27 protein-coding genes are annotated in these 22,309 nt (G+C 58.3%); 20 read left to right on the top strand and 7 right to left on the bottom strand.

The features are described from left to right. Positions 1 to 30: 30 nt before the first annotated feature. The gene (terL, locus tag EOV40_RS02565) at positions 31 to 1,485 is read left to right on the top strand and encodes a phage terminase large subunit (RefSeq protein ID WP_087651479.1); all 1,455 of its coding nucleotides are present in this window, start codon (positions 31 to 33) and stop codon (positions 1,483 to 1,485) included. Here the strand turns inward: terL and trhO are convergent. Further along, the gene (gene trhO, locus EOV40_RS02570; protein WP_128104960.1) at positions 1,482 to 2,534 is read right to left on the bottom strand and encodes an oxygen-dependent tRNA uridine(34) hydroxylase TrhO; all 1,053 of its coding nucleotides are present in this window, start codon (positions 2,532 to 2,534) and stop codon (positions 1,482 to 1,484) included. The genes terL and trhO overlap by 4 nt on opposite strands. Before the next feature lie 158 nt (positions 2,535 to 2,692). Here trhO and EOV40_RS15210 point away from each other — a divergent pair, with 158 nt between their 5' ends. From EOV40_RS15210 to pnuC, 13 genes are all read left to right on the top strand, one after another. Then, positions 2,693 to 3,430, top strand: a complete 738-nt coding sequence (locus EOV40_RS15210) for a DUF3383 family protein (RefSeq protein ID WP_128104961.1) — start codon at positions 2,693 to 2,695, stop codon at positions 3,428 to 3,430. Between the two features lie 2 nt (positions 3,431 to 3,432). After that, positions 3,433 to 3,870 carry a phage tail fiber protein gene (locus tag EOV40_RS02580; protein ID WP_042786888.1) on the top strand — a complete coding sequence of 146 codons (438 nt, stop codon included), beginning with the start codon at positions 3,433 to 3,435 and terminating at the stop codon, positions 3,868 to 3,870. Positions 3,871 to 3,908: 38 nt separating this feature from the next. Further along, the gene (locus EOV40_RS02585; protein WP_128104962.1) at positions 3,909 to 4,364 is read left to right on the top strand and encodes a hypothetical protein; all 456 of its coding nucleotides are present in this window, start codon (positions 3,909 to 3,911) and stop codon (positions 4,362 to 4,364) included. Between the two features lie 23 nt (positions 4,365 to 4,387). Beyond that, positions 4,388 to 4,549 carry a hypothetical protein gene (locus EOV40_RS14945; protein ID WP_167506842.1) on the top strand — a complete coding sequence of 54 codons (162 nt, stop codon included), beginning with the start codon at positions 4,388 to 4,390 and terminating at the stop codon, positions 4,547 to 4,549. After that, positions 4,534 to 5,511 (top strand): hypothetical protein, encoded by a 978-nt coding sequence (locus tag EOV40_RS02590; RefSeq protein WP_244296990.1) that lies wholly within the window; start codon positions 4,534 to 4,536, stop codon positions 5,509 to 5,511. The genes EOV40_RS14945 and EOV40_RS02590 overlap by 16 nt, the downstream gene beginning before the upstream one ends. A gap of 35 nt (positions 5,512 to 5,546) precedes the next feature. Then, positions 5,547 to 5,819: a hypothetical protein gene (locus tag EOV40_RS02595; RefSeq protein WP_244296991.1), complete on the top strand. Its 273-nt coding sequence runs from the start codon at positions 5,547 to 5,549 to the stop codon at positions 5,817 to 5,819. After that, positions 5,743 to 6,432: a hypothetical protein gene (locus EOV40_RS02600; RefSeq protein ID WP_244296992.1), complete on the top strand. Its 690-nt coding sequence runs from the start codon at positions 5,743 to 5,745 to the stop codon at positions 6,430 to 6,432. The genes EOV40_RS02595 and EOV40_RS02600 overlap by 77 nt, the downstream gene beginning before the upstream one ends. A gap of 6 nt (positions 6,433 to 6,438) precedes the next feature. Beyond that, a complete protein-coding gene (locus EOV40_RS02605) occupies positions 6,439 to 7,008 on the top strand; it encodes a phage fiber-tail adaptor protein (protein ID WP_128104963.1) in 570 nt (189 codons plus the stop codon). 122 nt (positions 7,009 to 7,130) lie between these two features. Continuing rightward, positions 7,131 to 7,577, top strand: coding sequence for a hypothetical protein (locus EOV40_RS02610; protein WP_050819336.1), 447 nt, complete (start codon positions 7,131 to 7,133; stop codon positions 7,575 to 7,577). 72 nt (positions 7,578 to 7,649) lie between these two features. After that, positions 7,650 to 8,912, top strand: coding sequence for a cation:proton antiporter (locus EOV40_RS02615; RefSeq protein WP_050819337.1), 1,263 nt, complete (start codon positions 7,650 to 7,652; stop codon positions 8,910 to 8,912). Between the two features lie 6 nt (positions 8,913 to 8,918). Continuing rightward, positions 8,919 to 11,420: a TonB-dependent receptor gene (locus EOV40_RS02620; RefSeq protein WP_208729244.1), complete on the top strand. Its 2,502-nt coding sequence runs from the start codon at positions 8,919 to 8,921 to the stop codon at positions 11,418 to 11,420. 2 nt (positions 11,421 to 11,422) lie between these two features. After that, the gene (locus EOV40_RS02625) at positions 11,423 to 12,673 is read left to right on the top strand and encodes a phosphotransferase enzyme family protein (protein ID WP_128104964.1); all 1,251 of its coding nucleotides are present in this window, start codon (positions 11,423 to 11,425) and stop codon (positions 12,671 to 12,673) included. Next, entirely contained in the window at positions 12,673 to 13,236 is a 564-nt protein-coding gene (pnuC, locus tag EOV40_RS02630; protein ID WP_128104965.1) for a nicotinamide riboside transporter PnuC, read from the top strand. The genes EOV40_RS02625 and pnuC overlap by 1 nt, the downstream gene beginning before the upstream one ends. 125 nt (positions 13,237 to 13,361) lie before the next feature. Here the strand turns inward: pnuC and EOV40_RS02635 are convergent, their stop codons facing one another. Then, the gene (locus EOV40_RS02635) at positions 13,362 to 13,904 is read right to left on the bottom strand and encodes an RcnB family protein (protein WP_128104966.1); all 543 of its coding nucleotides are present in this window, start codon (positions 13,902 to 13,904) and stop codon (positions 13,362 to 13,364) included. A 249-nt stretch (positions 13,905 to 14,153) separates the two neighbouring features. Between EOV40_RS02635 and EOV40_RS02640 the strand changes: the two genes are divergently transcribed. Continuing rightward, a complete protein-coding gene (locus EOV40_RS02640; RefSeq protein ID WP_050819342.1) occupies positions 14,154 to 14,474 on the top strand; it encodes a hypothetical protein in 321 nt (106 codons plus the stop codon). 90 nt (positions 14,475 to 14,564) lie between these two features. Here EOV40_RS02640 and purU read toward each other — a convergent pair whose 3' ends face one another. Beyond that, entirely contained in the window at positions 14,565 to 15,470 is a 906-nt protein-coding gene (gene purU, locus EOV40_RS02645; protein ID WP_003627019.1) for a formyltetrahydrofolate deformylase, read from the bottom strand. A 363-nt stretch (positions 15,471 to 15,833) separates the two neighbouring features. Continuing rightward, the gene (locus EOV40_RS02650) at positions 15,834 to 16,208 is read right to left on the bottom strand and encodes a DUF488 domain-containing protein (protein ID WP_128104967.1); all 375 of its coding nucleotides are present in this window, start codon (positions 16,206 to 16,208) and stop codon (positions 15,834 to 15,836) included. Between the two features lie 81 nt (positions 16,209 to 16,289). On the opposite strand from EOV40_RS02650, the gene EOV40_RS02655 reads away from it, so the two are divergent. From EOV40_RS02655 to crcB, 3 genes are all read left to right on the top strand, one after another. Continuing rightward, a complete protein-coding gene (locus tag EOV40_RS02655) occupies positions 16,290 to 16,799 on the top strand; it encodes an RrF2 family transcriptional regulator (RefSeq protein ID WP_128104968.1) in 510 nt (169 codons plus the stop codon). Positions 16,800 to 16,939: 140 nt separating this feature from the next. After that, positions 16,940 to 17,716 carry an SDR family NAD(P)-dependent oxidoreductase gene (locus tag EOV40_RS02660; protein WP_128104969.1) on the top strand — a complete coding sequence of 259 codons (777 nt, stop codon included), beginning with the start codon at positions 16,940 to 16,942 and terminating at the stop codon, positions 17,714 to 17,716. A 10-nt stretch (positions 17,717 to 17,726) separates the two neighbouring features. Then, entirely contained in the window at positions 17,727 to 18,161 is a 435-nt protein-coding gene (gene crcB, locus EOV40_RS02665; RefSeq protein ID WP_003627014.1) for a fluoride efflux transporter CrcB, read from the top strand. 127 nt (positions 18,162 to 18,288) lie between these two features. On the opposite strand, the gene EOV40_RS02670 is transcribed toward crcB, so the two are convergent. The 3 genes from EOV40_RS02670 to EOV40_RS02685 all read right to left on the bottom strand — a co-directional run bounded on the left by EOV40_RS02670 (position 18,289) and on the right by EOV40_RS02685 (position 20,239). Further along, the gene (locus tag EOV40_RS02670) at positions 18,289 to 18,672 is read right to left on the bottom strand and encodes a VOC family protein (RefSeq protein WP_003627013.1); all 384 of its coding nucleotides are present in this window, start codon (positions 18,670 to 18,672) and stop codon (positions 18,289 to 18,291) included. Between the two features lie 69 nt (positions 18,673 to 18,741). Beyond that, the gene (locus EOV40_RS02675) at positions 18,742 to 19,566 is read right to left on the bottom strand and encodes a ferritin-like domain-containing protein (protein WP_050819345.1); all 825 of its coding nucleotides are present in this window, start codon (positions 19,564 to 19,566) and stop codon (positions 18,742 to 18,744) included. A 232-nt stretch (positions 19,567 to 19,798) separates the two neighbouring features. Then, the gene (locus EOV40_RS02685; RefSeq protein WP_019089870.1) at positions 19,799 to 20,239 is read right to left on the bottom strand and encodes an acyl-CoA thioesterase; all 441 of its coding nucleotides are present in this window, start codon (positions 20,237 to 20,239) and stop codon (positions 19,799 to 19,801) included. Between EOV40_RS02685 and EOV40_RS02690 the strand changes: the two genes are divergently transcribed. Then, complete coding sequence (locus EOV40_RS02690; protein ID WP_128104970.1) at positions 20,238 to 20,438, top strand: hypothetical protein; 201 nt, start codon at positions 20,238 to 20,240, stop codon at positions 20,436 to 20,438. The genes EOV40_RS02685 and EOV40_RS02690 overlap by 2 nt on opposite strands. Positions 20,439 to 20,558: 120 nt before the next feature. Next, positions 20,559 to 22,253, top strand: coding sequence for a Hint domain-containing protein (locus EOV40_RS02695; RefSeq protein ID WP_128104971.1), 1,695 nt, complete (start codon positions 20,559 to 20,561; stop codon positions 22,251 to 22,253). Positions 22,254 to 22,309: the final 56 nt, after the last annotated feature.

Genomic DNA, 22,309 nt, shown 5'->3' on the forward strand with positions numbered 1-22,309 from the left:
TTGTAGCTGTTATTTGGAAAAAACCCTTTCATGCCCAACGCTCACTGCCAACCCGCACGCGCCATGCAGGCGGGCCGGGTGGCGCGGGCAGAACTGGCACGCAGGCAGGCCGCACGCCAGCATGTTCTGGATTTTGCCCGCTATACACTGCCAGATTACAAAGCAGGCGCACATCATGCCCTGCTGGCCCGCACGCTGGAGCAGGTGGAGGCCGGGCGTATTACGCGGCTGATGGTGTTTATGCCGCCCCGGCACGGAAAATCGGAGCTGACATCTCGCCGCTTTCCCGCTTGGTATCTGGGGCGTCACCCCAAGCGGCAGATTATCGGGGCCTCTTACGGGGCCACGCTGGCGCAGGATTTTGGGCGCGATGTGCGCAATATTGTGGCGTCCTCCCGCTATGGCGCGTTGTTTTCTGCAACAAAGTTGGCGGCGGATAGCAGCGCGCGTGATGTATGGCACACCGCACAGGGCGGAGGGTACACCGGCATGGGTGTGGGCGGCGGGCTAACAGGCCGTGGCGCGCATCTGGCCATTATAGATGACCCCGTAAAAGACAGGCAGGAGGCCGAAAGCCCCGCCCGCCGTGCCGCTGTGCTGGACTGGTACCGCGCCGTGCTGCGCACCCGCCTGATGCCCGGCGGCGCCATTGTGCTGGTGATGACACGCTGGAGCATGGATGATCTGGCAGGCCGCCTGCTGGATGATATGCACAACAAAACGGGTGAGGCATGGCATGTGCTGGACCTGCCCGCCCTGGCCACCGCGCACGATGCGCTGGGCCGCATACCGGGGCAGGCGCTATGGCCGCAGGCGTTTGATACGGCGGAACTTGCGCGGATACGTCAGGCCGTGGGGGAGCGGGAATGGGCTGCACTGTACCAGCAAAACCCGGTGCCGCTTTCTGGCAATCTGTTCCACACCCACATGCTGGGGGTGCAGGAGGCACTGCCCGCAGCATCTGGCCCCGCTGTGCGGAGGTGGGATTTGGCCGCCACCCGCCAGAGCGGCAGCAACAACCCGGATTGGACAGTGGGCGTAAAAATGCACCACCTGCCAGATGGGCGCTTTGTGGTGGCGGACATTACCCGCCTGCGCGGAGACCCCGCACAGGTGGAAGCCGCCTTGCTGGCCACCGCCGCGCGTGATGGTGTGGGGGTGGATATTGTGTTGCCGCAAGACCCCGGGCAGGCCGGTGTGGCGCAGGCGCGGTACCTTACCGGCAGGCTGGCCGGTTACAAGGTGCGCTGCGTGCGTGAAACAGGAGATAAAGCCACCCGCGCCGCCCCATTTGCCGCGCAGGTAAATGCTGGCAACGTGCTGCTGCTACGCGCCCCGTGGGTGCATGCGTTTACGGAGGAACTGGCAGCTTTTCCCGCCGCCACGCATGATGACCAAGTGGACGCTGCCGCCGGTGCCTTTGCAGCGCTGGCAGAGGCACACCCTCTGCCGCGCTTTGGGCCGGATTTTCTGGCCCGTATTTAGTGTGCGTGCTGCTGGCGCAAAGCCTGCTGGCGGCGCTTTTCTTCCTCACGCTGCTGGCGTTTGCGGGCGCGTTCTTCGGCCATGTTGGCGCCCAAATGGGCCTCGCCACGCTGTGCGGCCAAACGGGCTTGGCGTTCACGCTCCGCATGGCGGGCGCGGCGGGCTTCATCCCACTGGCCGTAGCAGTGCGGGCAGGATACGCCGGTTTCAAACTTGGGGCTGGCTTTGTCTTCCGCCGTAATGGGCGTGCGGCAGGCGTGGCACAGTTCCAGCTCGCCGGGTTTAAGGCCGTGGCCGACTGTTACGCGCTGGTCGAACACAAAACATTCACCCCGCCACAGGCTTTCTGCCTCTGGCACGGTTTCCAGATACTTCAGGATACCCCCTTGCAGATGGTACACCTCATCCAGCCCTTCGGCCTTGGCAAAGGCGGTGGATTTTTCACACCGAATGCCACCGGTGCAGAACATGGCCACACGCGGCTTGCGGCCCTTTGCCAGAAGTTCCTCACGGTGTTGGCGGAACCATGCAGGAAATTCCCTAAAGGTTTTAATCTGCGGGTCTATCGCACCTTCAAACGTGCCTACGGCCACTTCGTAATCATTGCGCGTGTCTATCAGAATGGTGTCGGGGTCTTTTAACAGTTCGTTCCATTCTGTGGGGGGTACGTAGGTGCCCACAATGTGGTTGGGGTCTGTGCCCTCCACACCCATTGTGACAATTTCCTTTTTCAGCCGCACCTTCATGCGCAGGAAGGGCATTTCTGGCGCGCGGGAGAACTTGACCTCAATATCCGCGCAGCGGGGCAGGGTGCGGATATGCGCCAGCACGGCCTCAATACCGGCATCTGTGCCTGCAATGGTGCCGTTAATGCCCTCGGATGCCAAAAGCAGAATGCCCTTTACCCCGTTGGCGGTGCACACATCCTGCAACGGCCCGCGCAGATCAGCCGGGTTTGCAAATGGGGTAAAGCGGTAAAGGGCCGCCACGCAAATGGGCAGGGCTGCGTTTTGGGTATCGGGCGTGGGGGCAGTGGGCTGGGCAGTCATGCTCGGCAAGTTCCTTGGGCCTGTTGGGTGATTGCAGATCATCCGTTCCGCGCCACGGCTTACAGCACCGCAATCAGGTTGCATTTCAATGCCGCCCATTTACCCGCCAGTAGCGGGGGCAGACAAGTTTTTTTCCAATTTTTAACTAAGGGCAGGGTATGTCTGGTTTGTCTTTTTCTTCCCGCGCTTGGCTGGGGTGGTGGCAGCGTTTGCGCGGGCAGCGTGTCCCCGTGGCCCTGCCGCGTAAGGAGCCGGTGCTGCCCCAGGGGGCCTTTGCGGCAGATGTGGCCAAGGTGGCCCCGGCAGCGGTGGTCCGGGCAGATGTGTTTGCCCCGTACCGGCCCCCGCGCGGGGTGCGGGCCAATAACAGCACCGCCCCGTTGGCCATGGATAGTGCCGCCACACAAAACGCCCCCGGTGTGCTGGACTGGCTGCGCACTGCCGTGGCGGATGGGGTGGTGTTTCCCTTGCTATTGCGGCCAGAAACCTTCCGCCAAGGCAGTTTGCGCGCCTTGGTGCCGGTGGAGCCGGTATGGACATCCTCCTTCCAGTCTGATCTGCTCACGCTGTTTTCTGCCGTGGGGCAAATTCCCTATGTCGTGCAGGGTGATACGCTGCTGGCCACTTCTGTGCAAAACACCATTGATACAGCTGTGGCTTTTGGCGCTATCCAGCCCAACGTAGCGCTTTCTGCCGCACAAGCACAGGTGGTGAACGCACAGGCAGGGCGCAGCATTGCAGATACGCTGGCCACACGCGGGTGGTACCTGCTGCCCGGGGCCTCCACCGCATCTGCCGCCACACGGGCCAGGCGCGGGCCGGTGCAGGCACGGTTCTTTTATATGGATGGGCAGTCTGTCCAGTCTATCTCTCTGGCTACGGTAGAGGTGCAGTAAGCATGTCTGATTACGATATTACAGCCGCCAACTCGGTTTTTACCATTACAGTGCCGGGGCTGTACAACACGCCCATTACGCTGGAAAACTATTCTGCCGACCGCGCTTTTGAAACCACCGCGCGGGAACTGGCAGAAACCGCCATGAGCATTGATGGCTACCTGAACGCAGGCTGGATACCCACACCCGTGCGGCAGACAATCTCCCTTGCCGCCAGCAGTGAAAGTGGGCTGGTGTTTGAAGCTATTGCCGCCGCACAGGATGCACAGCGTGGGTTGTATCGGCTTGGGGCGGAAATTCAGCTTCCCTCCATCGGGCGTAAATACACCATGGTGCGGGGGCTGTTGCAGGCCGTGGCTGCAATGCCCAGCGCAGGCCGCGTGCTGGAGGCCCGCAGTTTTGAAATTGTGTGGGAACGCGTGCTGCCTGCAGCCCTGTAAAACAGGTGTGTTTTTAAAAACAACAGGAAATAGCAGGCATGAAAACCGTGGATTACACGCACCGCCTGCCGGGGGAAGATCAGGGCAAGGTGTTTGTGCTGACACGCATGGATGCCTTTGCCGCAGATAGCTGGGCGCGCCATGTATTGCAGGCCGCCATACGTGGTGGCGCACGTGTGGGGGCCGATATGGCAGAGGCGGGCCTTGCCGGGCTTGCTGCCTTTGGGCTGGAAATTTTTGGCTTTATGGAAGAAGCCGATCTGGACGCTGCTTTGGCGCGGCTGATGCAGTGCGTAAAAATACGGCCAGACCCACACCGGCCAGAAGTAACACGTGCTGTTATTTCCGCCGATTTTGCAGAACCCGAAACCCTGGGCATGGTGCGGGCAGAGGCCTTTAGGCTGCATGTGGGTTTTTTGCAGGCCGCCGCGCACCAGCTTTTCCCCTTGGTGGCGGCTTTGCTGGGGGACGATGCCGCACAGGCCCCGTTGTAAACTGTGTAAACATCTCACCCGCCATGGCGGCGGTTGTGGCATCCGGCCTTGCAAGTTTGCATGAGCTGAAAACAGTTTACGACAGCGAAGATTTTTACACGCTTTTAGAAATACTTTCTGTGCGCAACTGGAACATGGCGCACACGCCCGCGCAGGAAAGCCCGCAAATATGGCCCAAACTGTAAATACATTGCCCCAAAGCAAGGCGCGCGCAACGCTGCCGCTGCTGGAACGCTTTTTGCAAAGCCAGAAACACACAAAAAAGAGCAGAAACAAAGGGCTTTTGGCATTATTGCAGCTTTTGCGCCAATACAGCATGGGGGCGGGACATGCGCCTTTGGGTATGAGAGCACCCGTGTTGCCCGTTGCGCACGCTCTACAGGGGAGTACGCCACCTGTGTTTGCAGCCAGAATGGGTGATGGTGTGCGGCATAAGGCGGGCGCGGTGGCTGTTAGATCAGTGCCTTACAGGCAGAAAGGTATTTTGCAAAATAACCTTTCAGTATCACGGCGCATTGTGTTGGCGTCCAGCACGGCGCAGGTGGCGGAAGGTGCTTTACAGTTTACGCACCCCGGAAAAGCCCGCCAACACAAACCCAAAAATACGGCGGATCTTCTGGCGCACAGGCCATTTTTTGTGCCGCCTGTAAGTGCATCAAGGGGCAGAAGGTCTGTGCCTCGGATACTGGCCGAAGGGAAAGGTGCTCTGGTTGCCACGCCTATATCTGCCCGCCCCACACCGGTGCAGAGGCAGGGAAGAATGCGTGATGCAAAATTCCTTAAAATAACAAGTGGTTTAGAGAGTGTTCTGGTGCATGAGCGGGGGTTTCTGAATGTTCCGCAACAGGCCGTGCATGGTGGCTTACGCACCTCGCAGCGTGTTGCTGTGGCAGACAAAGCCCAGCCTGTTGCGCGCAATATGGTGGGGGCATTTTTGCCGTCATCTTTGCTGATGCGGGCGGCGGTTCAGCCTGTTGTGGCCGTGGCGCGGCCTGCACCGGCTGCGTATGTGCCGCAAACACCTGCCAAAGCGTTTGCAACACCTTCTCCACCCCCCGCATCCGTGCCATCTCGCACAGCTATGCAAGGGCTTGGTGGGGGAGATAGCACCACTTTGGCAGCACTTTCTACGCTTGGTTCCATTTAAAAACCTGTTTTCTGTTCAGTAAAGAGTTCTGTTTTATGCCCATGTTGCCAGTTAGCCTGCCATCTGTGTGGAATATCCCTGTGGCAGCGGGGGTACCTGCCCTTATGGGGCAATCTGTTTCTGCCGGGGTGCAGGCTTCGGCCTCTGTTACGGTGGGGAGTTTGCTGGATGATCTGCAAATTACGCAGGCGGCCAGCCAGTGGGGTATTTTTACGCAGGATGGACAGCGGGTTGCTGACATCTGCCCAAGCAGCGCAAAGCTTTTTTCCGCTCACAGGTGGCCAGATCAGCAATGGTCATTACGATAGCACGGGCGCATGGGGCGGCAGCGGCAGCAATGGTGCACCGCAGGCGGGTGATATTCCGTGGGGGCCGCAGTTTATTTCCCGCCTGGGGTATAACGCCACCATGAAGGCGCTGTTCTGCCTGCGCGATGCGTTTGAGCAATATGCTTTTGCCAGCGTGCAGCTTACAGATGCCGCAGGCGGGTGGCATGAATGGCAGTTCCGCCAGGATGGCTCCATCCATATGCCAGATGGTGCGGTGGTGGCTACGCAGGGTTGGGCCAATGGGGTGTTTCAGCCCGCAGGCAGCTATGTGGGGCAGGGCACGTATCAGGCCGATTTTGCCACGCAGGATGGGCGCGTTATCAACCTGCCATACGGGCAGCGCATTCAGTCTTTTTCCGTAAATATTCAGGATGGAGATGGCATTACCTTTCCGCAGGCTTTTGCGGGGGTGCCCACATCCGTGCAGTTGCAGTGCATGCAGTATGAACAACGCATGACACTGGCCATGCCAGAACAGGCCCCCACTGCCACAGGCATTGGCGCTGTGGGTGTGCGCTACGTGGTGGATGACCACGATGGCGCGGTTTCTACCCCCATTACGGTGTGGGTTACAGCTATTGGGCCAAGGTAAAAAACCATGACATGTTCTTGCAATACCGCAGGCACGGCGTGCTCCGTGCTGCCAGAAGGGGCCGTGCTGGCGCCGGGGTGGCAACCTGCCAGCGCACGTGTGCTGCCGGTTATGATAACACCGGGCCTGTGCCTGCGTGGCCAACTGGCAGAGCAGGTGGTGCAGGCATGGCCTGCGCGCAGCAGTGCAGATGCGCTGGATTATACGCTCACCCCCGCCGCATGGCTGGAAGGCACGGGGGATACACTGGCCAGTGTAACAGCCAGCGTACCCACCGCCACCGGGCAGGATACGGATATGGCCGTGCTGTGGGTGACCATTATTCAAGGCATGGCCAGCGTGTTTTTGGGCAGCGGCCCGCCCGATACGGTGCAGACGGTGCAAATGGTGCTGCACACCGTGCAGGGGCGTAGTGTTACGGTAAGCATGCAGCTTTACATCAGCACAGAAAGTGCCGCCACGCTGGCGCCGCAGGTGCCCACCTTGCCCGATGGCACGCCCATACCGCCCAACGCATTGTTAGCCCCGCAAGGGGTTATAACCACCCCCACGGGCCAGCCCTATCTGCTGGCCTGAAGCATGGGGGTGGGAGCCAGCCCTGCTGCCCGCAGGCGGACAAGCCCACAGCGCTGTGATACAGTTTTGCCCAAAGAGATGGCCCGCCAGCAAGGCGGGTATTTGAGGCAAAAGGTATAGAAATGAAACCCAAACAACAGAAACCTGCTGATTCATTGGTGAACCGATTTAACGAGAACGTGGCTGTTAAAATGACAATCATGTTCGGCAGTATCTGGTGCGTGTATGTGTTTTTCCTGTTCTCTCTGGTGCCAGCGGTTGTGCCCCAGTGGCAGAACACGCTGCTGTATATCAGCAACTGTATCCAGCTTGTAGCGCTGCCCGCGCTGATGGTGGGCAACGCGGTGCTTAGCCGTGGGGCAGACAGGCGCGCGGCGGAAGACCATCAGGCCCTGCTGGAAATTCTGGGCGATGTGCGTGAAGAACTGGCAGACCTGAAAGACAAGACAGCCGGTTTGGCGCGTTCTGCCAACGAAGCCTTGCAACGTCCTGAACTGACAGACGTTTCCATTTCGGATCAGACGATCGTGAATATGGATGAGCCCGGGCAGCCGCAAAATAACGCCTGATCTGGCATCCGGTTTTGCGGTTTTCTGGTTTGCATTCGTCATCAGCCTGTCTGATCAGACTGGAAACCGCTCATGCCGCCTTTTTTCAATCCGCTGGCGCTGTTTGCCATTGTGATCACACTGGCAACAGCTTTTGCCATTATCAACCACCGCTACCTGCACCTGCCCACCACTATTGGCATTACGGCACAGGCTTTGGGGGTGGCCACGGTTCTGCTTTTTCTGGAGCAAGCCGTGCCCATGCCCCGCATGGATGCCGCCCGCGCGGTGCTGGATAGCATAAACCTGCCCGCCACCTTGCTGGATGGGGCTTTATCATTCCTGCTGTTTGCGGGTGCACAATCGGTAGATCAGCGTGAGCTGTGGCAGAACCGTTTTTCCATTCTGGCGCTGGCACTTTTGGGCACAATGCTGGCCGTGGCGCTGTTTGCCATGGGTATGTGGATGGCGTTTCCGCTGGTGGGGCTTGCGGTTTCCCTGCCGTGGTGCGTGGTGCTGGGGGCCATTCTGGCGCCAACAGATCCGGTTTCTGTTGTGGGCATGCTGCGCCGTTTGGGCCTGCCGCCCAGAGTGCAGGCCATTTTTGCGGGGGAAAGCCTGTTTAACGATGGCGTGGGCGTTGTGGTGTTTGCCGTGGCAGTGCAACTGGCAGAGGCAGGCACCATTGGCCCGTTGGGGGATTTGGTGTGGCAAATGGTGCAGGAGGTAGGCGGCGGCCTGCTGCTGGGCTTTTTGTGCGGGTGTTTGGCGGTATGGTGCATCCGGCTGGTAACAGATGCACATCTTGAACTGCTTATTTCCATCTCTCTTGCCAGCGGGGTGTACAGCCTTGCCAAAATGCTGGAAGTTTCTGGCCCCGTGGCGGCTGTTACGGCCGGGCTGGCCTTGGGCATGCCCCGCGCATTGGGGGCGCTCAGCCAGCACGGGCAGCGTGAAATCCGCAATTTCTGGATGATGGTGGATGAGGTGCTAAACGCCTGCTTGTTTGTGCTGATAGGGTTTTACGTGCTCAGCGTGCCCATACGTGTGCCGGTGTTGCTGGCGGCTGTTCTGGCCATTCCGCTTTCCATTACCGTGCGGGCGTTAAGCGTGCTGCTGGCCATGCTGCCCGTGTATTTGCGTGATTCACAACGCTGGCGCGTTTTGGCCATTATGACATGGGGCGGCCTGCGTGGCGGTATTTCCATAGCCCTTGCGTTAAGCTTGGAACACGGGCCTATGCGTGATGTGCTGCTTGCAGTGTGTTATGCGGTGGTTGTGTTCACTATTTTAGTGCAGGGGTTAACAATGGAGCGCGTGGTGCGGCAGGTGCGCCTTGGTGCGGCGGAGGGATAAAACCGGATGTCCGCCTTAATACAACGTAAGGTGTGCTGGTGTGCGGCCCCCACGGTGCGGCGCTGTTGCCGCCAACGGTGGTGGATGGCCTGTGCGCTGGCCTCTGGCACGCTGCTTTCTGGCATGGCGTGGCCGGTTGGGGCTGCGTGGGCGCAGGCTGTTTCTGCACCACCTGCAGGGCAAAAAGCCGCCCAGCATACGCCAGCGCCCACAACTGCACATGCGGCACCTACAGCCCCCAAAGCACAGGGCGCGCCGGTGCAGGCTTCTGGCCGCCCGCAGGTGGTAATAGTACGTGCCAACCCGCTGCATGCCAGCGCCGGGGGCGGGCTGATACACCCACAATCTGAACCACAGGCCCAAAGCGTGGTGGGGCAGGAATACATCCGCCTGCAATCCCCCACCGCTACGGCGTTTGAGCTGGTTTCCCAACTGCCGGGCGCGAATGTAAGTGGGTCAGACCCGTTTGGGTTTTCTCCGCAAACCAATATCAGCGTGCGCGGCATGAATGGAGATGCCATAGGTTACGTGCTGGAAGGCATGCCGCTGAACGATATTGCCTATTACACCGGCTACCCCAGCCAGTTTGCAGATAGCGAGAATTACGAAAGCATTGCCCTGCAACAGGGATCTCCCGATCTGGACAGCCCGGTAATGAACGCCGCGGGCGGGCTGATGAAGCTGCGTTTTCGCACGCCGGCAGAAAAGGCTGGCGGGCAGTTTAGCGCCTCCTACGGCTCTTACGATACCAACCGCGAGTTCCTGCGGCTGGATACGGGCGAGATCGGGCATAATACCGGCCTGCGGGGCTTTGTGTCCTATTCTCATAGCGCCACGGATAACTGGCGCGGCGCCGGGCGGGATGAGCGCCAGCATGTTGATTTCAAGCTGGAAAAAACATGGGGCCAAGGCAACAGCGCGGGGCTGTTAGGATCCTGGAACCAGGCGGTAGACAGTTACTACCCGCAGGTCAGCAAGGATGACTGGCGCACGTATGGCATAGGCGGCCCCAATAATCTGGACCGGCACTTCCATGCTGATGATGATTACGGTGGTTCGGACTACTGGCGGCTTTCTCGCCAGCCGGAACGCACGCTGTATCTGGCCGCGCCCTTGCAGTTTGCATTGGCGGAGGGGCTAAGCCTGCATGTTACACCCTATGCGCAAGGTGCGTATGGCAATGCCGCAGGTGGCACACAGTTGCCTACATCCGGCCTGTATAACGGCACGCAGGCCGTGCCCGATGTGCTGGATCTGCCCGTAACGGCAGATGGCTACAGCACGGTGCGGGCAGATTACACACAGCGCAGCTTTCGCTCCGGTTTTACATCTGCGCTGGAATGGAAGCGCGGCGTGAATGATCTGGTGCTGGGCTACTGGTATGATTACGGAGATGACACCGAGCGCGAAACCTTTGCCGCCGTAAATGGCAGCGGCAATGCGGGCAGCATATGGGGCGGGCGGCCCATTACGCTGGCCGATGGCAACATGCTGCTGGGGGCCAGCAACCACACTATCTCGCAAACCAATGCGCTGTTTGTGGGGGATCGGGTTTCGCTGTTGCATGATCGGCTGTTGCTGACAGCAGGTTTCAAGGAAGTGATGTTCTCGCGCACAGGCACAAACGCCGTGCCGGGCGCGCCCTACCACGCCAACATGAACACCGCCGTGCCCCTGCCGCGCTTTGGGGTGCGTTTTCAGATTACGCCGGAACATCAGGTGTTTTTCAATGCCACCACCAACTTCCGCACCCCGGCGGAACCCGCCTTGTATGATGCGTATGACCCCACATCCGGCGCCATGACGCAAAAGGGCACATCCAGCCTGAAAAACGAATACTCCATAGCGGAGGAACTGGGCTACCGTTACGCAGGCAGCCGGGTTGTGGGCAGCCTGACGTTATTTAACTATAACTTCACAAACCGCCAGATTGCCACGTTAGCCATGATAAATGGCGCCCCGGTGGATTCCACCATTAATGCAGGCGGGCAGACATCTCGCGGGGTGGATGTGGAAATAGGTTTGCGCCCGTGGCACCACATCAGCCCCTATCTTTCGGGCGAATATCTGCACGCCACCATTGATAATGACCTGTATTCGGGCGGAGACCTGCTGCCCACACGCGGCAAGCGCGCCGTGCGCAGCCCCACGCTACAGGCCGCTGCGGGCCTGACATATGATGACGGGCACTTTTTTGGCGTGATGACCGTAAAATACACCGGCCACCAATACGCAACTTTCATGAATGATGAGCGCATGCCCAGCCATGTTACGGGCAATCTGGCGCTGGGGTATCGGATGAATGATGTTTCCGTGCTGCATCGGCCGGAGTTCCGCATGAACTTTATTAACATCACCAACCAGCATTACCTTTCCGGCGTGGCAGACCCCACCATGAACGCGCATGATACGCAGGGCCGCTACGGCACCACCATAGCCGGGCAAGCCCCGGACTATTACATTGGCGGCGGGTTTGCGGCTTTGTTTACAGCCTCCACCGGGTTTTAGGCGTGGCAGATCCTTCCCTCCAGAATACGGCGCAGTTTGGTGTACACGGTGTGCAGGAAAAGCGGGACTGGCCATGCCTGACGCTTGATGAAGTTTCTGATGTGCTCGCACATTTTGCCAACATGCCGCCTGCGCGGGATGTTGTATGGCACAGCATGCGCCCGTTTTCTGCCGCCTGTGTGGTGCAGCTTGCGGGGGAGGTTTCTGCCAGCGCCGGAGGTGCCAACGCAGGCGGGCAGGGTGCGTGGGTGACAAGCTGTGTGCTTAAACGCCATGCGCGTGCGCTACGCAGTGCCACCATGCTGGAGCAGGAACACGCCTTTATCCGCCATCTGGCCAGCAAGGGGCTGCCCGTATGCCCCGCATTGGCCCTGCATAACGGGCACACCGCGCTGGAACTTGGCAACTGGACGTACGAGGTTTTCCTCCCCGCCAAGGGGGAAGACACCTACCGGGATGTGATGTCCTGGAAGCCGTATTTTTCCACTGCGCAGGCCCATGCGGCGGGGGCTGCGCTGGCGCAACTGCACAAGGCTGCGGCGGATTACACAGCCCCGGAACGCAGCGCGCATACAGCAGATAAAATCGCCCCGGTGGTGCCGTTGGTTTCCAGTATGTGTGTGGTGGGGCAAGCAGATTTTACAACTGCACTGCAACAGTGGGTGGCGCGGCAGCCGGGGTTGGTGGCGGCATTGGCCAACCGCCCGTGGCAGCAGGATGTGGCGCGGGATGTTTTGCCGCTTCATGAGCATCTGCGCCCGTTATTGCCCAGCGTAAAACCTGCTTGGGGGCATGGAGACTGGCACCCTTCCAACCTGTTCTGGCATGCAAACACGCCTGTTACCGTGCTGGATTTTGGCATGGCAGACCGCACCTGCGCCGCGTTTGATGTGGCCGTGGCCATAGAGCGCGCCATGGTGGATTGGCTGGCCTTGCCAAGCTGTGGCGCAACAGCGCAGCAGGCCACGCATTTGGTGGTGTGGGACCAGCTTGCCGCGTTTGTGGCGGGGTATCAGCACATTCGGCCTTTAAGTGCGGCAGAGCGTGAGCAGGTGGTGGCGTTTCTGCCATTGGTGCATGTGGAATTTGCGCTGTCTGAAACAGCATATTTTGGAACACTGCTGCAAGATGAAGCCTCGGCCGAGGTGGCGTATACCGAGTATCTGCTCGGCCATGCCCGGTGGTTTGCACAGGCGCAGGAGGGGCGGGAACTGCTGGCCCGTTTGCCAGCCTTGCTGGCGGGGCAGGCGTAGTGTCCGGGTTGGAATGGCTGGCGGCCATTGCCAGCGCTTTGGGCGTGTGGCTTACGGGGCGCAGAACGGTGTGGTGCTGGCCGGTTATGCTTTTGGCATCCGTACTGTATGGCGTGGTGTTTGCGCAGGACCATTTATATGCAGATGCCGCTTTGCAGGGCGTGTTTGCAGCTTTGGCGCTGTACGGATTGTGGTGCTGGCTGCGCGGTGTGCAGGAAAGCGGGCAGGTGCGTATTGCCACCCCAACATCTCAAACCCTGTGGCGAGATACCGGCATAACAGCCGTGGCCGGTTTGGCATTGGGGCTGACCCTGCGAGCCATAACGGATGACCCCATGCCCCTTTCTGATGCCGGGCTGAGTGCATACAGCGTGCTGGGCCAGATATGGACAGCCAAGCGCTACCGTGCCTGCTGGGTGTTATGGATTGTGGTGGATGTTTTGTATGCGCTGCTGTTTGTGCAACGCAGGCTGTTTGTAACCGCCGTGCTGTACGCGGCCTTTATAGGCCTTGCCGTGCAGGGCTGGCGGCAGTGGCGCGGTGTGGCGGCACATTCCCCATAAAAAACCACGCTAAAACAGAAAAAAGCCGCGCCCCGGTAAACAGGGCAGCGGCTTTTTACATGTGCAGGATATTGCCGGATTGTAGAATGCGTTTTGGAAATATCCTGCGTTATATAAGCCTATTTTCAGTAACCGCCCGGTGCCGCGTATCCGGGTGCTGCATAACCGGGGGCGGCGTAGCCCGGTGCTGTGTAGGTTGGGGCGGCATAGGTGGGTGTTGCGGGGGTGGCAACGGCCCCAATGGTGGCACTTACAACACCGGCAATAATGCCCGTGGTAAGGGATGTTAGCAGAAACTGGTTGCCATAGCGCATCCAGTAATAGCCAGATGGCGGGGCATACAGGCCGCGCTGGCCCTGCCAGTTGCGCACAATCCAGCGGTCATTACGGGGGCCATCATAGCGGTCTCCCTTCCGCCAGGTGCGGTTCATGTCAAAGTTGTCACCACCGCGTGCGGGGCCACCACGGCCGGGGCGGTTGTTGTGCATGGCCGGGCCGGGGCCGCCACGCTGGCCACCGTGCATGGCGCCACCACCGGGGCCACCGTTTGGGCCGCCCTGTGGGCCACCACGGCCGCCGGGGCCGTTAAACTGTGGTTCGGCATGAAGGGGGGCGGATGCACACATCACGCCCATCATGGCAGCGGCTGCAAGATAACGGAATTTCATGTCAAACCTCTATGCTTCAATACGTCTGTTTTTCCCATACGCTTGTGGCAGAATTACGTTCCTGCTTTCAAACACATATATAAGGGGCAAGGGCAGGCGGCATGAGTGCGGTGCAATGCAGAGCATAAATCAAATTAACATAACGTATGTCTGTCAGCCTTTATTTTGTCTCAATTCTTTCCTAGCTTCATTTCTGACACGCACTGCCAAGTGCGGTGCCAAACATATTGAACGAAAGTATTGTTAACGATGAAAAAAGCTCTTTTCCTGCTTGCTGCTCTGGGTGTTGCTATGCCGGTTGCTTCTCACGCAGAAAGCAGCCACCACCACAAGCACGAACACAAGCACAACGAAAATGGTGACAACCAGAACGGCCGTGGTGATGAAAACCGTGGCGATCGTGGTGACCGCGGTGACCGTGGCCAGCAGGGTGGTGAACGCGGCGAACGTGGTGACCGTGGCCAGCAGGGCAACTTTGGTGGCGAACACGGTGGCCCCGGTGGCGAACATGGCGGCCCGGGTGGTGAACACGGTGGCCCGAACGGTGGCGACAACAACAGCAGCAACTAATTCTGCTGCATGTGGCCCTTATGGGCTGCATACAAGAAAAGGCGCTCCATCCGGGGCGCCTTTTTTTATGGGGTAGTCGCCTTTGGTGTTTTAGGCAAACACCACAGTGCGATGGCCGTTGATCATAACCCGATGTTCAACGTGCATCTTCACGGCCCGCGCCAGCACTTGCGATTCCACACCCCGGCCCGTGGCAATGTAATCTTCCACCGAGAGGTTGTGCGTAACCCGCGCGGTTTCCTGCTCGATAATCGGGCCTTCATCCAAGTCCGCCGTTACGTAATGGGCGGTGGCGCCAATCAGCTTTACCCCACGCGCATAGGCCTGATGGTACGGCTTGGCCCCTTTGAAGGAGGGCAGGAAGGAATGGTGGATGTTAATCACCCGGCCACTTAGTTCTGCACTCAGCGAATCCGAAAGCACCTGCATGTAGCGGGCCAGCACCACTAAATCGGCTTTTGTTTCTTTTATAAGGGCGCGCAGCTTGTCTTCCTGCTCGGCCTTGTTCTGCTTGTTTACGGGCCAGCAGTAATAGGGAATGCCCGCCTGTTCTGCCGTGGCGGCACTATCTGTGTGGTTAGAAACAATGGCCACAATATCCGCCTTAAGCCAGCCCACACGCACCTGATACAGCAGGTTAAGCAGCGCATGATCAAAGCGCGACACCATAATGATAATGCGCGGCAGCACGGCGGCATCATGCAGGCGCATGTTCATACCAAAGTGTTTGGCCACGGGGGCCAGAACATCATTTATTTCTGCCAAACCACCCGGCGCGGGCGCATTAAAGGCCAGCCGCATGAACAAAGTGCCAGATTCCCGGTTGCTGAACTGGTGGGTTTCGGTTATGTCCGCACCTCGCTCTGCCAGAACGGATGTAACAGCCGCAACAATGCCGGGCTGGTCCGGGCAGGAAAAAGTAAGAATAAACTGCATGCGCTGGCGTATGCTCCTTTGTTCTTCTACTGGGCCTGTATAAAGGGCGCGGGGGCGCAATGGGCCTCATCTTGTGCCAGTGCACAGGGGGCTGCGCAATAGCTTGTGTTGCCACCTGTTTATAACCGGTGGGGCGTTGGGCAAATTGTGTGGATGGCCTGTGGATGAATCGTGGCAAGCCCGACTCGTCATGTTTTTTTCAGGTCAAGCTGATTCTGCTCTTGTCATAAAACGAATCTCTAAAAATCCCAGAAAACAGCCGATTCTGAACGTTTGTTCTCCTGCTCTGTAACAAATCTTATCCACAGAAAACGGGGAGAGAATGTGGGAAAAGCCTGTGGATAGTTTTGTGGAAGGCAGCGTGCCTATAGTGTTTTCCCGCGTTTCCCGCTTTGTTCTCCGGCAGGGGGTGTGCGGGTTTTTTTATGTGCGGTGGGGCAGATGGGCGGCCATGTAGGCGGCCAGCACCACGGCCTCGTTATGTGCCACATCGCGCGCGCCAAATAGCAGGGTGATGCGGCCTTTGCGGGCCAGATCAGCCAGTTGGTGCACGGCTTGGGGGTTGGCGTTTAATTCTGCCGTGTAGCGTTGGCAAAAGCCTTCCCACTTTGCGGGGTCATGCGCAAACCACTGGCGCAGGGCGGTGGAAGGGGCAATGTCCTTCAGCCATAGGGTGAGGGCAGCGCGCTCCTTGCTGATGCCGCGTGGCCATAGCCTATCCACCAGCACGCGGGCGCCATCATCTGGCTGGGCGGCTTCATACACACGGCGGATACGGATATCGGGCTGATGGGGCATTGGGGCCTCTGGTTGCGGCACGGGGCTTGTGGTTTTGTAGTCTGATTTAAGATGTGTTTTTAAGGCATCTTAAAGAGATGAATGGGCATACCAGCCCATCATGGTGTAAAAGGCCCCATGCGTCTGACACTGCACACAGATTATGCCCTGCGCACGTTGCTTTATCTGGCCGTGCACACCAACCGCCGCGTTTCCATTAAGGAGATTGCGCGGGTGTATGGCATTTCAGAAAACCATCTGGTCAAGATCATTCATCATCTGGGCCGGGGTGGGTTTATAGATACGCTGCGCGGCAGGGGCGGTGGGCTGATGCTGGGCCGTGCGCCGCAGGATATTCGTATTGGCGATGTGGTGCGCCATACGGAAGATGACATGGCGCTGGTAAGCTGCATGCCGCCTTCCCCCGGTGTGCCGGGCAGTTCGGACTGTCTGCTCTCCCGCGCGTGCCATTTGCGCGGCGCGTTGGGTGAGGCGCTGGATGCGTTTATGGCGGTGCTGGACAGCCGCACCTTGGCAGACATGCTGCACGCTCCGGAACGCCAGATCTTGCAGGATGCCGAAGCCAGGCTGAGCACGCCCACGCCCCCTTAAAACCCACCCCGCAGGATGGCGCTTTGAAACTTGCCCCGCCTTGCCCTACAGTTGCAAACACTGCGGGAAGCATGGCGCACGCCCATTGCTGCGGCTTTCCTGCTTTGGGGCTCGCCCCGTTTCATGCACAAAAAAGGGCTATGGGTATGACACGCAAGCAACCACAAACAGTTTTGGTAACGGGTGCCACCGCCGGATTTGGGCATGCCATTGCGCTGCTTTTGGCCCAGCAGGGCTACCGCGTTATTGCCACAGGCCGCAGGCAGGAAAGGCTGGAGGAACTGGCCGCCCAAGCCAAGGGCGAGATTTTGCCGTTTAAGCTGGATATGACAGACGCCCCCGCTCTTGCCGCCCTGCCGCAAAGCCTGCCCGCAGGCTGGCAGGAAGTGGACGTGCTGGTAAACAACGCCGGGCTGGCGCTGGGGCTGGAAAAAGCGTGGGAAACCAACCTGCAAGACTGGCAGCGCATGATAGCCACCAACGTAACCGGCATGGTGGAAATTACGCGCGCGCTGCTGCCCGGCATGGTGGCGCGTAACTGGGGGCATGTTGTGGCCCTTGGCAGCACGGCGGGCACGTATCCGTACCCCGGTTCCAACGTGTATGGGGCTTCCAAGGCGTTTGTTGATCAGTTCATGCGCAATTTGCGCAGCGATCTGCTGGGCAAGCAGGTGCGCGCCACCACCATTGCCCCCGGCCTGTGTGGCGGCAGTGAGTTCAGCCAGGTGCGGTTGGGAGACGCTACCAAGGCCGAGGATGTTTACAAAGGCACGCACCCGCTTTTGCCCGAAGATATTGCCCAGACGGTGGCATGGGTTTTAAGCCTGCCTGCACATGTGAACATCAACCACGTGGAAATGATGCCCACCTGCCAGGCCTCTGCCGGTTTGGCGGTGGATCGCACAATGACGGAGTAAGGTTTCCTTTATGTCTTTCTATTCCTGCCTGATCGTTATGCTCGGGGGCGCGTTGGGCACGTTGGCGCGCTATTTTGTTTCTGTTCTTACAGCGCCTATCAGCCGGTATATTCCGTGGGGCACCATTATTGGTGTGAACATGGTGGGCTCCTTTGTAATCGGCTTTTTTGGCACGCTTACGCTGGCATCTGGCCGGTATCCGGTATCGGAAACCACGCGGCTGTTTGTTATGCTGGGCATATGCGGCGGATACACCACGTTTTCCTCCTTCAGCCTGCAAACGCTGGATCTTATTCGCGTTGGGGGCTGGGGCCGTGCGCTGGTGAATGTGGTGCTGTCTGTTACGCTTTCTGTTGGGGCGGTGGCTGTGGGGCACATGCTGGCATCGCGCATGAACTCCCACGCCATTCTGGTGGCGCAGACCAACACGGAAGAAGAAGTGTAGCGCTGTTTGCCGCAAGCAGAATCAGGCACAAAAAAAGCTGCGGCCCGCAAAAGGGAACGCAGCTTTTTTATTTAAGCCCCGGCGGAAAAAGAGAGTTCCGCCAAGGTTAAACGCAACCTGTTAGGGCTTAGGCCGGAACCTTGCAGCCAATGCACAGCTTGTTGCCGTCCGGGTCCCGCAGATAGGCCAGATACAGCGGGCCTACGCCGGTCTGGCGCACGCCGGGTGGGTTTTCAATGGCCTGTCCGCCATTGGCAACACCTGCCTTGTGCCATGCATCGGCCATGGCGGGGGAGGCAGCTTCCAGCCCGATGGTGCCACCGTTGGCCGGGGTGGCGGGTTTGCCATCCAGCGGCTTGGTGACCACAAAACGCTGGCCCTGCTTGGCATAAACCAGACGGCCATTGGGGTGAATTTCTGAAGGGGGAATATCCATGGCTTCAAAAATGGCATCGTAGAATTTTTTGGAGCGGGCAATATCGTTACTGCCCACGACAATATGCGTAAACATCAGATGTAAATCTCCGTCTGTTTTGACGGAGGAGAGCTTACGCCGCCATAATGTGAAGGAGAAGGGCCGCTAGCTTATGCCCGCAATGCGCGCAAACTTGCGCTGGCGGCTAAAAAACAGTTTTTCCGCAATCCAGAACACAGCGCTCTGCCATTTGCCGTGCGGGTTCACGCCAATGGTCTTGAACACCATGTTGGTGACGCGCCGCAGGTGCTGGGGCTGATAGTTCTTCATGGCGCGGGACATATACGCCGCAATGCAGCGCGTGTGGTCATACGGTATGTTTGCGGGGTCGTTCGTGGTGTAGTAGGCGGATGCCAGCTCATCATCCTCGCTTTCCGTTACGCGGCCAAGGGCAATGCGTGCGCGTTGCAGCGTGCCAATGTTTTCGCGCTTCAGGTAGCGGTTCATGTGGTCATAAAACAGTTTGAAGTGGCGGAACTCATCCGCCGCAATCTGCTTGCACAGGGCCTTCAGCACTGGCTCTTCCGTGGCATCGGCCAGCGCGGAATAAAAGGAGGAGGTGCCTGTTTCCACCATACATCGGGCAATCAGCTCCCCCGTGCGGGAACCGCGGACAGATTGTTCCACTTCCAGCGGAATCTGGTAAAAATCGCGGTAACGCTGGAAGGCGGCGTGGTAATCCCACGTGGGGTCTGCCAGCATGGCCCAGCGGCCCAGGGCATCACCGTGCTGTACTTCTTCTATGGCCCAGTGGTCTGCGGCTTCTCTAAAGTCCGGGTCATCACGGAACACGTTGTTCAGATACAGCGCGTAATCCACGCTGTTGCGTTCCACTACCGAGGCCGCCTTGATGGCAGGCACCAGTTGCGGATCTACTTTAGAGGGATCAAACTGATCCCAAGGCAGTTGGTCGATCTGCCAGTGTTTCATAAGCCCGGGCCTCCCTTTCCTGCCTTTTTTGCGCGTATGCGTGGTTTATATGCCGTGCAGGCCCGGTTTGCGCCAGAGCCAAGGCATGAAAAAACCTGATGGCCGGATTTCTAAACCATCCGGCCTTGGCGTGAAAAGCTGAAAAAACCCAAACAAGCCAGATAACACCCAAGGTGTGCTCTGGCTGCCGGGGCATAACGCGGCAGGGGCTTATAAAGGTGCCGCGTGGTGTTTAGCCTGCTGTGGGGGGCACAATTTCTGGCAGTTCATCACCCGGCTGCGGGGGCGGCAACTGGCGGGGGCGGCGGTTTTCATCCAGCGCCACAAAAATAAATTCGCCTTCCGTCACCTTGGATGTCAGATGCGTGTGGCGGGCGCGGCGCCATGTTTCAACATGAATGGTAAGTGATGTGCGGCCCGAGCGGATAATGCGGGTGTAAATGCTAACCTCATCCCCCACCACCACGGGTTCCATAAAAACAAGGCTGTTAATGGCAATGGTGGCGCACCGCCCATTAGCCCGAAAAGCCGCAGTGGTGCCGGCTGCAAGATCCATCTGAGAAACAATCCACCCGCCAAACACGTCTCCCGCCGGGTTGGTGTCTGTGGGCATGGCCACCACGCGGATGGTGGGGATATCTGTGGGGATTTGCGAATTCTCTGAACGGGGCATGCAGTACTGTTCCTTCTGGCAGGAGCCTTATGGTCTGACTTGCAGGGAAGAAGCCGCCCTGCACGAAAGCATTGCCCGTAGGATAGCCCGTAAACATGGCGGGATGCAGCTTCAGTTTTTCGTGATCAAACCTGCCTTGAGCGTAGCGCGGGTGGCGGTATGCCTGCGTGTGTGTGGCATTTCCATAACATTGGCGTAAGTTTTTTCAAAACGTTTACTATTTATAAATAAAATAAAAATAAAAATGACCTCACCGCCCGTTAATACTTAATAAATGGTTAACAGCGGTTGTATTCATCCAATAAGGGTTTCACGCGCCATGGCCATCAATCTACTGTTTGATAGGGTAATAGATTACTCGGTTGAGGATCTGATTAACCTGAACGTAACCGGCAACATTCTGGTTACGCGGGATGCCAAGACCCCGGCGGGAGACCCCGTGGTGGTGAACCTGAGCAACCTGGCCGATGTGCAGGCGCTTAGCCGCATTGTGGTGGAAAATGATGCCACGGTTATAGCTGGGGGTGGCTTGGCCTCTGTTGGGGCCATTAAAAACATTACGGTAGATGGTGGCACGCTGGAATTGGGGGGGAACATTATTTCCGCCAACGTGCTCAGCTCCATCAACGTTGGGCCAGATGGCGGCAACATTAAAGTAGATAGCGCTGGCGTGGGCGTTGGTGTGCTTTCCAATGTGGTAACGTTTGTGGATTCAAACGGCAACTCAACTAGCACCATCCCCAAAAACTTTACGGTGGATTTTCCCGATTCTCAAAACGTGTGGGGCTATTATGATCCAATAACCAATACCACCACGGTGGGGTTGGATCTGAATGTTGCTAACGTTATTGACGTATCGCTTGGCCCAAGCATCAAGGTCTCTGGCAACCCGTTCGGGCTGACATGGTATATTCCCAAGGAATGGACAAACTCTTCCAACCCGGATGGCACAGGCGGCATTCTTATCTGCTATCTGGCTGGCAGCATGATCCGCACCCCCAAAGGGGATGTAGCGGTGGAAGACCTGCGCGTGGGTGATACCGTGCTGGCGTATAAAAACGGTGCGGCAGAACCCACAGAAATTGTATGGGCTGGCCACGCACAGGCAAAAGTAAACCCCAGCCTGCCGGATGATGAGGCCGGATACCCCGTGCGCATTGTAAAGGATGCCATTGCAGAGGGCGTGCCCTACAAGGATATGCTGGTAACGCCCGAACACTGCCTGTATTTTGATGGCCGCTTTGTGCCGGTGCGTATGTTGGTAAACGGCAGCAGCATTTTTTATGATCGCACATTTACATCCTACACTTATTACCATGTAGAAACGCCCGAACATGCCGTTATCATGGCTGATGGTATGCTGAGCGAAAGCTATCTGGATACAGGCAACCGTGCCAGCTTCCGCAGCACTGGCGTGGTAATAGCCAGCATTGGCGGCAAAGCGCGCAATTGGTCTGTAGATGCCGCAGCCCCTTTGTGCACGCAAAAAGAGTTTGTGCAGCCTCTGTTTGAAAAAATTGCAAACAGGCACACGGCAGCAGGGCGTGCATCTGCTCAGGCGGCCCTGCGTGAGTTGCTGACAAACCCCGATATCTGCCTGCATACCAACACGGGCAAGCGTATCCGGGCCATAAAAATGCAGGATGGGTATTACACCTTTATGCTGCCTGCCAATGTGCAAAGCGTGCAGATTGTCTCCCGCACCAGCCGCCCGTGTGATGTAGAAGGCCCGTTTGTAGATGACCGCCGCCAACTGGGTGTGGCCGTGGGGCATATAACCCTGCGTGATGCCCGAAATGTTGTTGATCTTTCAGAACATTTGCAAAATAAGGAACTGCCCGGCTGGTACGCGCTGGAACAGAACGGCACAGCCCGCTGGACAAACGGCAACGCCACGCTGGATCTGAACGCGCGCCCAGCATCTGGCATACGGATGCTAAGCATGCAGGTGCTGGCGGCAGGCCCTTATCTGGTATCTGATGAGCCAGAAGAACAGCTTGCCAAAAGTGCCTGAAGCCAAGGTGTAAAAGCAGGGTGGTTTGAAAAAACCCTGCCTTGCACATAAAAAAA

The organism is Acetobacter oryzoeni (genome assembly GCF_004014775.2).
GTDB lineage: Bacteria > Pseudomonadota > Alphaproteobacteria > Acetobacterales > Acetobacteraceae > Acetobacter > Acetobacter oryzoeni.

What these genes read in the sequence shown, in the direction of transcription:
- terL (WP_087651479.1), top strand. Translation starts at nt 31, where the DNA reads ATGCCCAACGCTCACTGCCAACCCGCACGCGCCATGCAGGCGGGCCGG.
- trhO (WP_128104960.1), bottom strand. Translation starts at nt 2,534, where the DNA reads ATGACTGCCCAGCCCACTGCCCCCACGCCCGATACCCAAAACGCAGCC.
- EOV40_RS15210 (WP_128104961.1), top strand. Translation starts at nt 2,693, where the DNA reads ATGTCTGGTTTGTCTTTTTCTTCCCGCGCTTGGCTGGGGTGGTGGCAG.
- EOV40_RS02580 (WP_042786888.1), top strand. Translation starts at nt 3,433, where the DNA reads ATGTCTGATTACGATATTACAGCCGCCAACTCGGTTTTTACCATTACA.
- EOV40_RS02585 (WP_128104962.1), top strand. Translation starts at nt 3,909, where the DNA reads ATGAAAACCGTGGATTACACGCACCGCCTGCCGGGGGAAGATCAGGGC.
- EOV40_RS14945 (WP_167506842.1), top strand. Translation starts at nt 4,388, where the DNA reads ATGGCGGCGGTTGTGGCATCCGGCCTTGCAAGTTTGCATGAGCTGAAA.
- EOV40_RS02590 (WP_244296990.1), top strand. Translation starts at nt 4,534, where the DNA reads ATGGCCCAAACTGTAAATACATTGCCCCAAAGCAAGGCGCGCGCAACG.
- EOV40_RS02595 (WP_244296991.1), top strand. Translation starts at nt 5,547, where the DNA reads ATGCCCATGTTGCCAGTTAGCCTGCCATCTGTGTGGAATATCCCTGTG.
- EOV40_RS02605 (WP_128104963.1), top strand. Translation starts at nt 6,439, where the DNA reads ATGACATGTTCTTGCAATACCGCAGGCACGGCGTGCTCCGTGCTGCCA.
- EOV40_RS02610 (WP_050819336.1), top strand. Translation starts at nt 7,131, where the DNA reads ATGAAACCCAAACAACAGAAACCTGCTGATTCATTGGTGAACCGATTT.
- EOV40_RS02615 (WP_050819337.1), top strand. Translation starts at nt 7,650, where the DNA reads ATGCCGCCTTTTTTCAATCCGCTGGCGCTGTTTGCCATTGTGATCACA.
- EOV40_RS02620 (WP_208729244.1), top strand. Translation starts at nt 8,919, where the DNA reads ATGTCCGCCTTAATACAACGTAAGGTGTGCTGGTGTGCGGCCCCCACG.
- EOV40_RS02635 (WP_128104966.1), bottom strand. Translation starts at nt 13,904, where the DNA reads ATGAAATTCCGTTATCTTGCAGCCGCTGCCATGATGGGCGTGATGTGT.
- EOV40_RS02640 (WP_050819342.1), top strand. Translation starts at nt 14,154, where the DNA reads ATGAAAAAAGCTCTTTTCCTGCTTGCTGCTCTGGGTGTTGCTATGCCG.
- EOV40_RS02650 (WP_128104967.1), bottom strand. Translation starts at nt 16,208, where the DNA reads ATGCCCCATCAGCCCGATATCCGTATCCGCCGTGTGTATGAAGCCGCC.
- EOV40_RS02655 (WP_128104968.1), top strand. Translation starts at nt 16,290, where the DNA reads ATGGGCATACCAGCCCATCATGGTGTAAAAGGCCCCATGCGTCTGACA.
- EOV40_RS02660 (WP_128104969.1), top strand. Translation starts at nt 16,940, where the DNA reads ATGGGTATGACACGCAAGCAACCACAAACAGTTTTGGTAACGGGTGCC.
- crcB (WP_003627014.1), top strand. Translation starts at nt 17,727, where the DNA reads ATGTCTTTCTATTCCTGCCTGATCGTTATGCTCGGGGGCGCGTTGGGC.
- EOV40_RS02670 (WP_003627013.1), bottom strand. Translation starts at nt 18,672, where the DNA reads ATGTTTACGCATATTGTCGTGGGCAGTAACGATATTGCCCGCTCCAAA.
- EOV40_RS02675 (WP_050819345.1), bottom strand. Translation starts at nt 19,566, where the DNA reads ATGAAACACTGGCAGATCGACCAACTGCCTTGGGATCAGTTTGATCCC.
- EOV40_RS02690 (WP_128104970.1), top strand. Translation starts at nt 20,238, where the DNA reads ATGCAGTACTGTTCCTTCTGGCAGGAGCCTTATGGTCTGACTTGCAGG.
- EOV40_RS02685 (WP_019089870.1), bottom strand. Translation starts at nt 20,239, where the DNA reads ATGCCCCGTTCAGAGAATTCGCAAATCCCCACAGATATCCCCACCATC.
- EOV40_RS02695 (WP_128104971.1), top strand. Translation starts at nt 20,559, where the DNA reads ATGGCCATCAATCTACTGTTTGATAGGGTAATAGATTACTCGGTTGAG.